Raw genomic sequence first — 12,430 nt, 5'->3', positions numbered from 1 at the left:
TCCGCCTGCCTACCTCCTGCTGGGCCAGATCATGTGCTCCGGATCCCACCAGAGCGCATAGAAGCGTGTGCCTTCACGGAAGCCGTACAGCCGACCCTGGCCGCTGATCCGCAGCCTGCTGATCTCGTCACGATCGTCGTACGTCAGCTCTTCCAAGCGCTTGCGGGCGTCTTTGTTGGGCAGGTCGGCAATCGCGTAGTCCTTGCCGGGTTCTTCGCCCTGGTTGAACGCTTCGCGGACCGTCATGCTCTCGAAGCCCTGGATGCGGCCGAGCAGGTGCCGGTGGTGGGCCTGGCTGATCTTCGTCAGGCACCAGGGACCGTCGAGGTCGATCCTGCTGAACAGCACGACCAGCTTGCCTTCCGGCTCCGAAGGCGTGAACGCTCGGCGCGGTTGCTTGTCGGTCGGGATGCCGCGTGCCTGAGTGGATCGCGGACGTTGCCGGGAATCAGCAGGGAGAGTGTCGGTCCTGGCCCGCGGTTGGCCCTTCCGGCCCACTCTCAGACTTCCTCGGCGGAGGTGCTGGTCAGGCTGTCGTAGTACTCGAACATGTCACTCTGATAGATGATGGCGCTGCCGCGCTCGCCATCGGTCAACCTCTCACGCTTGCGCGCGTTCTGCCACGGGTCCTCGCGGTGCGTCAGCTCACTCAGCCAGTTCGCCGGCTTGTCGCCGTAGGACCCAAGGACGATGTCGATCGTCTGGCGCTCGGTCTCGGTGAGCTTGGACGGATCGCCACCCAGGGCTTCGTCACGACCCAGCTGCCACCGCTGCCGGTGGTGCTTGTACAGCTCGCGCACCACGGGGCCGTTGGCCCACGCCTCGATGTCCTCGTCGAACAGCGGCTGCTCGTCCCAGACGAGGTGCCAGGCTTGGCTGTAGTAGACGAGCTTCTGGAGCTTCATGGCCGTCATCGGTCCCTTGCGGGACAGGATGTAGGCGGCCACATCCAAGACCTTCGCCACGACTCACCTCCCCTTCACCACCTGACGCGTCTGTCCGGGCATGCCGAACGTTACACATGCCGCCTGACTTGCCCGAGCAGCTCAAGCCGTTCGAACATCGAGTCGAACACAGTGCTAATTCTAGCCGCTGAGCTGCTCAAACGCTGCCCCTGAGTGGGTGTACCACCATGCCAGGCAGCAGCCCGATTTTGATCACACCACTCGATGGTGTGAAGCACCTTCGTCGGACGCGCGGCTGTTGGGTCTACGGCCCTGAGCGAGACCGGTGAGGAACGAGCCCCAGGAACGTGAGGTGAATCGGAAGCGCGGCCCATCGGGGTTCTTCGAGTCCCGGACCCGGACGAAGGCCGGCGTCATCCGCACCTCGACGCACCCGTTGCTGCCGCCAGAGCTGTAGCTGCTCTTGAACCACCCGGTGTCGCGCTCCACGACGTGACTCCTCACAACATCCCGATCAGCAGGGCGCGGGTGTCGTCGGCGCTGAGCGCCAACTCCTCGACACGGCCGATGGTCCGCCGCATCGGCGAGGACGGCAAGTACACGCCGAACAGCGACGAGGCCTCACCGGGCAGTGGATCAGCCCGAACCGATCCCGGAACCGACCTGAGCCAAGAACGCCTGCCACCCACGGGCCGCGAACACCAACCGCGGCCCTTCGGCGTTCTTCGAGTCCCGCACGCCGACCTCGGTCTCGGTGAACCGCACCTCGACACACCCGTTGCTGCCCGCTGTGCTCCGACTGCTCTTGAACCACCCGGTGTCGCGCTCCACGACGTGACTCCTCACAACATCCCGATCAGCAGGGCGCGGGTGTCGTCGGCGCTGAGCGCCAACTCCTCGACACGGCCGATGATCCGCCGCATCGGATCGGTGTCCGCCGGTTGATCGTAGTAGGTGTAAGGCCCGTGCAGCACCGACGCGAACGCGACAGGCGTGCTCTCCGCGAAGTCCAGGACCATCAGACCGCCGCCCAGCGCCGGGTTGTCGGGCACCGCGTTCGGCACCACCCGGACGCTGATCCGGGGATGCTGCTCGATCATCTGGAGCAGGTGGAGCACCTGTCCCCGCATCACCGACGGACCGCCGACCACGTGGTGCAAGGTGTCCTCCGTGAAGAGCAGCTTGATCGCGCGCGGGGCCGAGGCCGCCAACAACTGCCGCTGCTGCTGCAGGCGGAATTCGATGCGGTCGGCGGTCTCCTGCTCCGATGTCTCCCAGAAGATCGAGTCGGCGCTGCCCAGGAGGGCCCGAATGTAGTCAGGCGACTGGGCCAGGCCGGGCACCACACCGCACTCGTACCAGCTGACCACCGCCGCCGAGGCTTGCAGGTCGGTGAGCCGCTGGAAGGGTTGCGGCAGGTTGTCGACATATCCCCGCCGCTTCTGCCGCTTCCGGCTCACCGCCCCCAGCGCGAGGACGGTCTCCCGCTCCGACCCGTGGACGCCGTAGAAGTCGAGCAACCGGCCCAACTCCTCGACGCTCAGCGTCCCCTTGGCGTGCTCGATCTGGCTGATCCGGCCGGTGCTGAGACCGAGGGCCTCGGCCGCCTGCTGCTGCGACTTGTCCGCTGTCTCGCGCAGCCGGGCGAGGGCCGCGCCGAGTTGGAGGCGCTCGACCGTCTGCTGTGCCATGCCCACGGCGTCATCACCTTCACCCGATTGGGAGCCCGCTCTAAGCCTCGCAATAGGCTAGCTTGAGGCTTGCACTTGGCGTGTTCGATCACATACAACCAGCTAGGAGGCCGGCGTGGCGCAGAGGGTGATCCGCAAGGAGCGGGAGCGGCGGGAGTGGTTGCTCCGGTGCCAGACCGACCGGGGTGAGGCGGCCGTGTGCACGATCAACGTCAACAACGGGGTGGTCGAACTGCTCGGCCCGGAGGACAAGTTCTGCTTCCAGCTCGAAGACACCTCGATCGCGGACTTCCGGGCCGCCTTCGACGCGGCCATCGCCCGGGCCGAGGCGGACCTGACCGCAAATCCGGGTGCGGAGGTCGTGCGCCTGTCGCGATGATGGCCGCGTGGTCATCCGCCCGCTGACGGCCGACGACATCGGCACCGTGGTGGAGTTCTCGCTGCGCGCGTGGGCTCCGGTGTTCGACTCGTTCCGCGCCGTCCTGGGCGTTCCGATCTACACCGCGCTGTTCCCGGACTGGGAGTCGACGCAGGCCCGAGCCGTCGAGGACGTCTGCCGGGACGACGCGACAGCCGTGTGGGTGGCCGACCGGCTCGACCGCGTCGTGGGTTTCGTCGCGGTCCGGGTGGGCGACGGCGAGATCCACATGCTGGCCGTCGACCCCGACCACCAGCGGCAGGGCATCGGCTCCGCCCTGACCGACTTCGCCGTCGAGCGACTGCGCGAAGCGGGCGTCGCGCTGGCCGTCGTCGGCACGGGTGGCGACCCCGGCCACGCGCCCGCCCGCCGCACCTACGAACGCGCGGGCTTCACCCCGTTCCCCCAGGTCCAGTACTACAAGCGGCTCGACGGCGGGAATCCGTTGGGGCACAAGTAGAAGAGCCGTTCAAACTCCTTTCTGAAACGGTCGAGAAATTCGGGCATTTCGTCGCAGTAATTCTTGCGCCGTCCCCTGAGAGCGATCTCACAGCGCCACGTCGTGTACACCTGATCGTGTGGCGATCGACGCACCCGGCCGCCCTTGCATTCCGCCGACTAAAGCCCAGGTCACAGGCGGATTTGTGGTGATCGGGTGCTGAATCGATTCCAGAATCGGTTTTGTGAGCCAGCCGACAGGCCAGATGTGCGTTACCCGGGATTAACCCGGCTAACCTCCGTCTATCCCCTTAAACGGCACGCCCTCCACCGGGCGGGCGGAGCCATTCGCGAGGACGTCCCACCAGGACAACGGCGTCCACCGTGGGCTGGCGCTCAGCTAGGAGACGAGACGAGATGACGGCAGTGACCATTCCCGGTCTCGACCAAGCACCGACCAACCACGCGCGCCTGGTGTCCTGGGTGCATGAGGTCGCCGAGCTGACCTGCCCCGATGAAGTGGTGTGGGCCGACGGCTCCCAGGACGAGTGGAACCGGCTCACCGCCAAACTCGTGGACGCGGGCACCTTCGTTCCGCTGAAGAAGAAACCCAACTCGTTCTGGGCGGCGTCGGATCCCACCGATGTGGCGCGGGTCGAGGAGCGCACCTTCATCTGTTCGGTGGACCCGCAGGACGCGGGCCCCACGAACAACTGGATGGATCCCGCCGAGATGAAGGCGATCATGACCGAGCTGTACCGCGGGTGCATGCGCGGTCGGACGATGTACGTGATCCCCTTCTGCATGGGTCCGCTCGACGCCGAGAAGCCGATGCTGGGCGTGGAGATCACCGACTCCGAGTACGTCGTCGTCTCGATGCACATCATGACCCGCATGGGCACGAAGGCGCTGAAGCGATTCGGTGACGACACCGACTTCGTCCAGGCGCTGCACTCGATCGGCGCGCCGTTGGAGCCGGGCCAGGCCGACGTGCCGTGGCCCTGCAACGACACCAAGTACATCACCCAGTTCCCCGAGGAGCGGACGATCTGGTCGTTCGGCTCGGGCTACGGCGGCAACGCGCTGCTGGGCAAGAAGTGCTACTCGCTGCGCATCGCCTCGGTGATGGCGCGCGACGAGGGCTGGCTGGCCGAGCACATGCTGATCCTCAAGCTCACCTCGCCGGAGCAGAAGGCCTACTACATCGCGGCGGCGTTCCCCAGCGCGTGCGGCAAGACCAACCTCGCCATGCTGGAGCCGACCATCCCGGGTTGGAAGGTCGAGACCCTGGGCGACGACATCGCGTGGATGCGGTTCGGCAAGGACGGCCGGCTCTACGCGGTCAACCCGGAGAACGGCTTCTTCGGCGTCGCCCCCGGCACCGACTACCACACCAACCCCAACGCGATGCGCACCATCGAGAAGGGGAACTCGCTGTTCACCAACGTCGCGCTGACCGACGACGGCGACGTGTGGTGGGAGGGCATGGGCGAGCCGCCCGCGCACCTGACCTCGTGGAAGAAGCAGGACTGGACGCCCGGCGGCGACGAGCTGTCGTCGCACCCGAACTCGCGCTACTGCACGCCGATCGACCAGTGCGACATCAAGGCGCCCGAGTGGGACGACCCGAACGGCGTGCCGATCTCGGCGATCTTCTTCGGCGGCCGCCGCGCCACCACCGTCCCGCTGATCACCGAGTCGCGCGACTGGCAGCACGGCGTGTTCATGGGCGCGACCCTGTCCAGCGAGACGACCGCCGCGGCCGTCGGCAAGACCGGCGTCGTGCGCCGCGACCCGATGGCGATGCTGCCGTTCATCGGCTACCACGCCGGTGACTACTTCCAGCACTGGATCGACACCGGCAAGTCGGCCGACGCGGACAAGCTGCCGAAGATCTTCTACGTGAACTGGTTCCGCCGGGGCGACGACAAGCGGTTCCTGTGGCCCGGGTTCGGCGAGAACTCGCGCGTGCTGAAGTGGGCCGTCGAGCGCATCGAGGGCAAGGCCGCCGCGGTGGAGACGCCGATCGGGCACGTGCCGACCGCGGCCGAGCTGGACCTGTCCGGGTTGGACGCGTCGCGCGAGGACGTCGAGGCGGCGCTGGAGTTCGACGCGGACGAGTGGCGGGCCGAGATCCCGATGATCGAGGAGTGGTTCGCCAAGATCGGCGAGAAGGTGCCGACCTCGCTGCGCGACGAGCTGGAGGCGCTGAAGCTCCGCCTCGGCTGAGCCCTCAGCTCCTTGACCCCCCAGGCGGGAGACCCGGTGGCCAACGGCGTCCACCGGGTCTCTTTTTGGTTGCTCCCGGTGACATCCGGCTCGTCCGGAGGTACTACGGAGGTGTGAGCCAATCGGACGATTTTCTCGGCGGGCTGCACTACGACCGCCCGCGTGAGAGCGCACCTGGCACGGGAGTCGTGCGGTACCTCCCGACGGGTGACGCGGTGGAGCCCGTGCGAAGACGGGTATCACCTTGGTGGCACGTGGCCGGCGTCCTGCTCGGGGCGATCGGTGCCGCGGCCGCGGTGTTCGTCACGGCGTTCGCCCTCGACCTCCTCGCGGACGGTGCGCGGGTCGAGGGTCTGCTGGCGCTGGGAGTGGTGGGACTGCTGGTGGGTCTGGTGTGCGTGGGGAAGCTGTCCCCAGCCGCACCGCTGACCGTGGGGCTGGCCGCCCTCGCCGGTTCGGTGCTGTACGAACTTTCCGTCCTCCCGTTCTTGCCGGTGCTCAGGACCATGTTCGAGAGCGGGATCCCGGTCGTGTTGGGGGTGTTGCTGGTGTTGCTCTCGGGACGGCGGGAGTAGTTGTCCACAGGTTGTGGATGGAACTGTGCACAGCCTGTGGGTCAGTTGGGGAGGGGGTTCTTCCCGAGGCCCCACAGCCTGCCGGTGAACGGCCGGGTGGCTTCGGCGTAGCAGACCGCCGACGTGTAGCCCTCGGACCACGCCTGGCTGCCGAACGCGCGCCACGACGCGAAGACGTCCTCGCGTTGTGCGCCGACGTAGTTCGTGACGGCCTTGGCGCAGTGCTCGGCCGCCTTGGCGTTCACCTGGTCCAGCGACGGGGCGGGCTCCTGCGGACCGCCCAGCGCCAGCACGCCCGGCACGGCCTCGGCCTTGTGCGGCTGGTCGCAGGTGGTGATCCCGGCGTCGCGCGCCTGCCCCGGTGACGCGGTCGCGCACAGCTGCACGGTGCCGAACCCGGCCGCTTTGAGCAGGTCCTTGGCGCTGCCCTGGCGCCGCGCCCGGCTGCCGTCCGGCTTCAGCTCCACCACCGTGCACACGTGCCAGCGGTCGCCCTTCGCCCACCCGTCGCGGCTCGGCCAGTACGCGTGGGCCTGCAAGCGGGTGGCGTCGTGGTCGGGGCTGCCGAGGTAGGCGGTGAGCGCGGTGCGGCACGCCGGCAGGGCGGCCCGGCGCAGGTCGCGGTCGTTCGGGTACGCGTCGCCGAGACCGTCGAGCACGCCGATCGCGGTCACCTCGGCTTCGTGCTCGGCCGCGCAGTCGAGGACTTCCAGGCCGGTGTTCGTGCACTGACCGGCCTTGGGCAACTGGTCGGCGGACGGGGTGAGGGAGGGGCGGACGACCTCGCCGTCCGGCACGCCCTCCACCCGGGCCGTGCAGGCGGCGAGCGACAGCGCGGCCAGTGCCACCACCGCCGCCCGCCAGCCCCTCACGCGGTCAGATTACTGACACCAGGGCGACCACCTGGTCGACGATCGCCCGGCGGTCCCGTTCGAAGGCCGCGTCGGTGAGCGCGGTCGGGTCGGCGGGCTGGCCGAGCACCGGCGTGTGCAGGTGACCGCCCGCGGTCGTGGTGGCACCCAGCCCGAGCCTGACCCGGTTGGCCCGGTACATCGACTCGTTGGACAGGTAGTCGCCACCGCTCCCACTGGCCGCCGCCGCGCCCGGCGTCGGCTCGTCCACGCGGCAGTCGGGCACCCCCGTGCCGGGCGTGGTGCCGACCGGCCACTCGCAGAACTCCCGGTTGTAGCGCACCGGGAACGGCGTGGTCCCGGCCGCGACCATGCGCTGGTGCGGCAGGGTGGTCTCGATGAACTCGTGCGCGGGCTGCGGCCACCCCGCCGCGTCCGGCACGACACCGAGTGCCGACACGTCGTTGTTGTCGCCGAACCCGCCACGCCACCGCGCGGCCCACCGCTCGACGTCGAACTGGCCCGGCCTGCCCTGGCTGACCGTGACCAGCGCGGCGGGTCGTGACCGCAACGCCGTGCCGTAGAACCGCTCCACGATCCCCTGGTCGAACGCGCCCCACAGCACCGGCAGCACGGCGGCCTCCACCACCACCGGCCCGGACGGGGTGTCGAGCACCCGGCCGTCGAGCTGCAACGCCGCCGCGCCCGCCGGGTTGCTGCGCCGCACGGAGGTGCCGCTGAGCTGGAACGGGTCGAACCCGGTGACCGCGATCCGCCGAACCCCGTCACCGGTGCCCTGGTCGTCCACGCCGCGCGACGCGCGGTCGAACGACTCGACCAACCGCGCCCGGTCCGCCGCGCCGAGCCGCCACCCCGAGGGCTGCCACTGCCGCAGCGCCTTGGTCGCGAGCAGGCGGGCCCAGTACAGCGGCCGGTCGTCGTAGCGGTCCCAGGCCTGCGGCGACCGCGCCCGCAGCACCGCCGCCCGCCACAGGTCCGTGCCGGCGGTGCGGGTGAACTGGAGGGCCTGCGTGCGGGAGATCGGCTCGCACAGGCGGGCGGTGAACCGGCTGACGTCGTCCTCGAACCCGCCCGACCGGACCAGTTCGGGCCCGACCTCGGGGCCGGTCGGCGTGAGCCGGTCGTCCAACCGCTGCTCTTCCACGGTGGTGGGGGCGTTCGGGTCGAAGCACGGTGCGGGCTGCGCGTGCGCGATGCCCGGCAGGGTGAGGAGGGACAGACCGAGTGTGAGAGTCATCACTGCACGGAGTCGTCTGGTCACCCACAGATGCTCCCGGACCGGCATCGGGTGCAGGAACCCGCCGAACGGCCCCCACGGATTCACCCATCAGGCTTTTCACCCAATCGGGCACGCAGTAGCCGGTCGGCTTGCGAGTATGAGTCCCGCTCACCGGCGTCGCACGCGTCGCCGCAGATCGGGAAGTCGTCGGAGGTCCTGCCGTGTCGGCCGAGTTCGACCAGCTCGTCGCCCAGTTCGAACAGTTCCAGGCCAAACTGCACCGGGTCGACCAGCAGGTCGCCGGCATCGACCAGATGCAACAGGAACTGGCCACGATGGAGGTGGTCGCCACCTCACCCGACCGTGCGGTGACCGTCGTCGCCGGCCCGTCCGGGGCGATCAAGGACATCCGGCTGACCGACCAGGCCATGCGCCGGCCGCCGCACGCGCTGGCCGCCGCGCTGATGGGAACGCTGCGGCAGGCCGTCGCCGAGGCGGCGCGCCGTCAGGCGGGGATCGTGGAGAACGCGCTCGGCGACGACCTGCACCTCACCGACCAGGTGCTGGAGACCCAGGCCCAGCTGTTCGGCGTCACGCCGCAGGAGCTGCGCGCCATGACCGAGCAGGCGGCCCAGAACCAGCCGCCTGCCATCCCGCCCCACACCGCCCAGCCACCCACCGCCCCGCCCTACGCCGGCCCACCGCCGATGGCCCCGCCGCCTCCCGGGACGGGCCCGAACCGGGTGCCACCCGCCCCGCCGACCCGCCCCGCCCCACCGGCCCCGCCGCGCCGCCCGGAGCCCGAGGAACCCGACGACTTCTCACAACGTCGGTTCCTCCGTGACGACGACCAACCGAAGCCGCCCCCGCGCACGGGGCCGACGCAGAACCAGGACGGCCGCTTCTTGAACCTCTTCGACGACGAGGACCGGTGAGCACGCGATGAGCGGCGGATTCGACGTCAACCCGGACCAGTTGAGGGACTTCGCGGGCAAGCTCGACGGCCACCGCGGCACCGCCGGCGAGATCGCGGGCCTGGTGGCCAAGGCCGACGTGTCGAACAAGTCGTGGGGCGTGGTCGGCCTGTTCGTCAAGGACGACTACACGCGGATGCTCGGCGACCTCAACGACCTGTTCCAGGCCTTGCAGGACGGCCTGCAGTCGGGCGCGGACAAGTTCAACGGCGCGGCGCAGGACTACGACGAGCAGGAACAAGCCGTGAAGGACCTGCTCAACGGCCTGCAAGTCGAGCTGGACAACCAGTAGGGGCGGGGTACCCACCATGGCGGAAGTGAAGACCACGGCCGGCGGCGTCGAGATCACCGTCGGCGAGAAGGACACCAGCCAGAAGATGGCGGAGGCCGCCCCCTTCTACGGCAACTACCTCAAGACCGCGGAAGCGCTGGGCAAGGCCCAGAAAGATGGCGGCGCCGAGGTGACCGGCCTGGCCTCCGAGGCGACGGGGTTGATCGGGGCGCTCGGCACCTCCGCGTACGGCATCGCGACCGACCCGATCGGCTGGTTGGTCGGGCAAGGGCTGAACTTCCTGATCAGCGTCGTGCAGCCGCTTGAGGACGCGATCCACTTCGTCAGCGGCGACGGTCCCGCGCTGGCGCAGGCGGCGGAGAACTTCAACGCCATCGGCAAGGGCGTGGCCGACCTGCGGCAGAAGTTCGACGAGGACTTGCAGAACTCGGTGACCAACTGGGGCGGTCCCGCCTCGGAGGCGGCCGGCACGAAGCTGGGCGAGTTCGCGAGCGGCATCGACGGCGTCGCCGGACAGGCCGGCGAGCTGGCGCAGATGCTCCAGATCTCCAGCATGATCATGACCATCGTCGAGGACTTCATCAAGGCGATCCTCACCGAGCTGATCACCTGGCTGGTCATGATCTGGATCCCCGCCCTGGCGGCGGCCATCCCCAGCTTCGGCGCCTCTACGGCCGCCGCCGGCGCCGCGACCGGCGTGCGCGTCGCCACCACGGGCAGCCGGGTGGCCCGGATCGTGGCCAAGCTCAAGCAGTTCCTGACCAAGATCCTGGACTTCCTGCGCAACCTGGCCAAGCGGGTCGGCAACGTCAAGACCGCCTTCCGGCGCTCCATGGCCAACAAGCAGATCAGCCACGCGGCCGCGCAGGCCATGAGGGACGCCAAGCTCCCGGGCAGCAATTCGCCCATCGTGAAGCTGTGGGGCGACAAGGGCATGCTCGGCAGCCGGATGCAGGACGGGTTCGGCAAGTCCATGGGTACCGCCGCCATCGACGCCGCACGATCGCAACTCGGTGTCGGCGGCGGTGCGAACGCCGGTGTCGACAAGCCGATCCGCAACTACGGGGCCGGCCAGAAGGCGGCCGACTACGACGAGACCGGGGCTGATCAGTCCAAGCAGCAGACCGAGGGGTACCTGGACATCTGATGGAGTACCTCCTCGATCTCGCTCCCCTCATCGCGATCATGCTCGCGCTGGTCGGCCTCCTGGTCTGGTGGAGGTGGCGCGGCAACCGCAAGGAGGAGCGGCAGCACGCCGAGTCGCTGGCCGCGCTCGCCGCAAGCCTCGGCGGGCGGGTGGTCGGCCCCGACGAGGCCCGCGCGTGGTCGGCGGAACTCCTGCCACCACTGCAGGGTGAGGCCGAAGGCCTGGTCAACCGGGCCGGCACGGTGCGGCGACCCCGCTTCGAGACCGCGCTGGACTTCCGGCGGGGCAACTGGTCGGTGAGGGTGGGCGAGGCGTCGATCAGGAAGCAGGTGGCGACCGCCGGTACGACCACCATCCACCAGCACCGGATCGACGTGGCCGCCTCGATCCCGGCACCGATGAAGATCAGTCGCCGGATCCACGTGGACTTCCGAGGTCGCCCGTTGGCGCCGGATCGCGCCGGGGCTGCCGGGCCTGCCGCGGAGGTGCCGGTGACGGTGGAGCGCGAGCAGCGGCAGTGGCTGCAAGCCAGGTTGCCGGAGCCGATGGACCGGGAGTTCACCGTGTTCACCACCGACCCGGCCGCCGCGGCGCGGGCGTTCACCCCCCAGGCCGTCGAGTGGCTGCTCGGCCAGGCGGGTGCCAACCCCTTCCAGAGCGCGATGCCCCTCGTCCTGACCTTCGAGGCGGGCTTGGTCTACGCCACGGCGCCCCAGCGGATCGACCCGGCCCAGGTCATGGCGAAGGTCGACGTGATCCTCGGGTTGCTCGAACGGATGGGCGTGGCGCCGGCCGCCCCGCCCCGCTGACCCGACCTCACGCGCTCAGCCGGTCCACCCCACCGGCGAACGGTCCCAGCGGCACGCCCGCGTCGGTCAGCGCCGACCGCACCGCGCGGGCGATCGCCACCGCACCTGGGCTGTCGCCGTGCACGCAGATCGAGTCCACCGGCATCCGCAGCACCCGCCCGTCCACCGCCCGCACCCGACCCTCGGTCGCCAACCCCACGCACCGCGCCGCGATCTCACCGGGGTCGTGCAGCACCGCGCCCGGCCGCCGCCGGTCGACCAACGTGCCCACCGCCGTGTACGCCCGGTCCGCGAACGCCTCGTACCGGACCGGCAGCCCGGCGACCTCGGCCCGCTTCAACCACACCGCGCCCGGCAGCCCGAGCACCGGCAGCGCCGGGTCGTACGCCCGCACCGCGTCGACCACCGCGTCGGCCTGCGCCTCATGGAAGACCAGCGCGTTGTAGAGCGCGCCGTGCGGCTTGACGTACCCCACCCGTGTCCCCGCGGAGCGCGCGCACGCGTCCAGCCCGCCGAGCTGGTAGAGCACCTCGGCGGTCAGCGTCTCCGGCGGCACGTCGACGAACCGCCTGCCGAAGCCGTGCAGGTCCCGGTAGCCGACGTGCGCGCCGACGGCCACACCCCGGGCCGCCGCCCGCTCGCACGTCCGCCGCATCGTCTCCGGATCACCCGCGTGGAACCCGCAGGCCACGTTCGCGCTGGTCACCACATCGAGAAGGACCTGGTCGTCACCCAGGACCCAGCGACCGAAACCCTCGCCCAGATCCGCGTTGAGGTCCACGAGCCCTCCCCTCACCTGTCGTTCAATGTAAGGATTGTTCAACGATCCTTCAATACTCCATTTGACTTGTCGGGCATTAG

The 12,430-nt window shown here is 69.6% G+C and carries 16 protein-coding genes; 8 read left to right on the top strand and 8 right to left on the bottom strand.

Annotated elements, in window-relative coordinates; genetic code table 11:
- Positions 1 to 9: 9 nt before the first annotated feature.
- The 5 genes from ACYVLT_RS30540 to ACYVLT_RS30520 form a co-directional block, all read right to left on the bottom strand.
- Positions 10 to 498 carry a hypothetical protein gene (locus ACYVLT_RS30540; RefSeq protein ID WP_461123625.1) on the bottom strand — a complete coding sequence of 163 codons (489 nt, stop codon included), beginning with the start codon at positions 496 to 498 and terminating at the stop codon, positions 10 to 12.
- A 2-nt stretch (positions 499 to 500) separates the two neighbouring features.
- A complete protein-coding gene (locus tag ACYVLT_RS30535) occupies positions 501 to 965 on the bottom strand; it encodes a Panacea domain-containing protein (protein ID WP_461123624.1) in 465 nt (154 codons plus the stop codon).
- A 192-nt stretch (positions 966 to 1,157) separates the two neighbouring features.
- The gene (locus ACYVLT_RS30530; RefSeq protein ID WP_461123623.1) at positions 1,158 to 1,394 is read right to left on the bottom strand and encodes a DUF397 domain-containing protein; all 237 of its coding nucleotides are present in this window, start codon (positions 1,392 to 1,394) and stop codon (positions 1,158 to 1,160) included.
- 147 nt (positions 1,395 to 1,541) lie between these two features.
- Entirely contained in the window at positions 1,542 to 1,736 is a 195-nt protein-coding gene (locus tag ACYVLT_RS30525) for a DUF397 domain-containing protein (RefSeq protein ID WP_461123622.1), read from the bottom strand.
- 11 nt (positions 1,737 to 1,747) lie between these two features.
- Complete coding sequence (locus ACYVLT_RS30520; protein WP_461123621.1) at positions 1,748 to 2,596, bottom strand: helix-turn-helix domain-containing protein; 849 nt, start codon at positions 2,594 to 2,596, stop codon at positions 1,748 to 1,750.
- Between the two features lie 115 nt (positions 2,597 to 2,711).
- Between ACYVLT_RS30520 and ACYVLT_RS30515 the strand changes: the two genes are divergently transcribed.
- From ACYVLT_RS30515 to ACYVLT_RS30500, 4 genes are all read left to right on the top strand, one after another.
- A complete protein-coding gene (locus ACYVLT_RS30515) occupies positions 2,712 to 2,975 on the top strand; it encodes a hypothetical protein (RefSeq protein ID WP_461123620.1) in 264 nt (87 codons plus the stop codon).
- A gap of 7 nt (positions 2,976 to 2,982) precedes the next feature.
- Complete coding sequence (locus ACYVLT_RS30510) at positions 2,983 to 3,474, top strand: GNAT family N-acetyltransferase (RefSeq protein ID WP_461123619.1); 492 nt, start codon at positions 2,983 to 2,985, stop codon at positions 3,472 to 3,474.
- Positions 3,475 to 3,869: 395 nt separating this feature from the next.
- Entirely contained in the window at positions 3,870 to 5,681 is a 1,812-nt protein-coding gene (locus ACYVLT_RS30505) for a phosphoenolpyruvate carboxykinase (GTP) (protein WP_461123618.1), read from the top strand.
- 254 nt (positions 5,682 to 5,935) lie between these two features.
- The gene (locus ACYVLT_RS30500; protein WP_461123617.1) at positions 5,936 to 6,256 is read left to right on the top strand and encodes a hypothetical protein; all 321 of its coding nucleotides are present in this window, start codon (positions 5,936 to 5,938) and stop codon (positions 6,254 to 6,256) included.
- A gap of 41 nt (positions 6,257 to 6,297) precedes the next feature.
- Here ACYVLT_RS30500 and ACYVLT_RS30495 read toward each other — a convergent pair whose 3' ends face one another.
- Entirely contained in the window at positions 6,298 to 7,128 is an 831-nt protein-coding gene (locus ACYVLT_RS30495) for a septum formation family protein (RefSeq protein WP_461123616.1), read from the bottom strand.
- A gap of 4 nt (positions 7,129 to 7,132) precedes the next feature.
- Positions 7,133 to 8,365, bottom strand: coding sequence for a hypothetical protein (locus ACYVLT_RS30490; RefSeq protein ID WP_461123615.1), 1,233 nt, complete (start codon positions 8,363 to 8,365; stop codon positions 7,133 to 7,135).
- A 203-nt stretch (positions 8,366 to 8,568) separates the two neighbouring features.
- On the opposite strand from ACYVLT_RS30490, the gene ACYVLT_RS30485 reads away from it, so the two are divergent.
- Genes ACYVLT_RS30485 through ACYVLT_RS30470 form a run of 4 tightly spaced genes read left to right on the top strand, consistent with a single transcriptional unit; the run spans position 8,569 to position 11,569 of the window.
- A complete protein-coding gene (locus tag ACYVLT_RS30485; RefSeq protein WP_461123614.1) occupies positions 8,569 to 9,282 on the top strand; it encodes a YbaB/EbfC family nucleoid-associated protein in 714 nt (237 codons plus the stop codon).
- 7 nt (positions 9,283 to 9,289) lie between these two features.
- Complete coding sequence (locus tag ACYVLT_RS30480; protein ID WP_461123613.1) at positions 9,290 to 9,613, top strand: WXG100 family type VII secretion target; 324 nt, start codon at positions 9,290 to 9,292, stop codon at positions 9,611 to 9,613.
- A gap of 16 nt (positions 9,614 to 9,629) precedes the next feature.
- Positions 9,630 to 10,760: a hypothetical protein gene (locus ACYVLT_RS30475; protein ID WP_461123612.1), complete on the top strand. Its 1,131-nt coding sequence runs from the start codon at positions 9,630 to 9,632 to the stop codon at positions 10,758 to 10,760.
- The gene (locus ACYVLT_RS30470) at positions 10,760 to 11,569 is read left to right on the top strand and encodes a hypothetical protein (protein ID WP_461123611.1); all 810 of its coding nucleotides are present in this window, start codon (positions 10,760 to 10,762) and stop codon (positions 11,567 to 11,569) included. The genes ACYVLT_RS30475 and ACYVLT_RS30470 overlap by 1 nt, the downstream gene beginning before the upstream one ends.
- A gap of 7 nt (positions 11,570 to 11,576) precedes the next feature.
- On the opposite strand, the gene ACYVLT_RS30465 is transcribed toward ACYVLT_RS30470, so the two are convergent.
- Positions 11,577 to 12,350, bottom strand: coding sequence for a LamB/YcsF family protein (locus ACYVLT_RS30465; RefSeq protein ID WP_461123610.1), 774 nt, complete (start codon positions 12,348 to 12,350; stop codon positions 11,577 to 11,579).
- Positions 12,351 to 12,430 lie beyond the last annotated feature (80 nt).

This window comes from Saccharothrix stipae (assembly GCF_054781895.1).
This window is presented reverse-complemented; position numbering and strand designations above follow the sequence as displayed.

What these genes read in the sequence shown, in the direction of transcription:
- ACYVLT_RS30520 (WP_461123621.1), bottom strand. Translation starts at nt 2,596, where the DNA reads ATGGCACAGCAGACGGTCGAGCGCCTCCAACTCGGCGCGGCCCTCGCC.
- ACYVLT_RS30505 (WP_461123618.1), top strand. Translation starts at nt 3,870, where the DNA reads ATGACGGCAGTGACCATTCCCGGTCTCGACCAAGCACCGACCAACCAC.
- ACYVLT_RS30490 (WP_461123615.1), bottom strand. Translation starts at nt 8,365, where the DNA reads ATGACTCTCACACTCGGTCTGTCCCTCCTCACCCTGCCGGGCATCGCG.
- ACYVLT_RS30480 (WP_461123613.1), top strand. Translation starts at nt 9,290, where the DNA reads ATGAGCGGCGGATTCGACGTCAACCCGGACCAGTTGAGGGACTTCGCG.
- ACYVLT_RS30475 (WP_461123612.1), top strand. Translation starts at nt 9,630, where the DNA reads ATGGCGGAAGTGAAGACCACGGCCGGCGGCGTCGAGATCACCGTCGGC.
- ACYVLT_RS30470 (WP_461123611.1), top strand. Translation starts at nt 10,760, where the DNA reads ATGGAGTACCTCCTCGATCTCGCTCCCCTCATCGCGATCATGCTCGCG.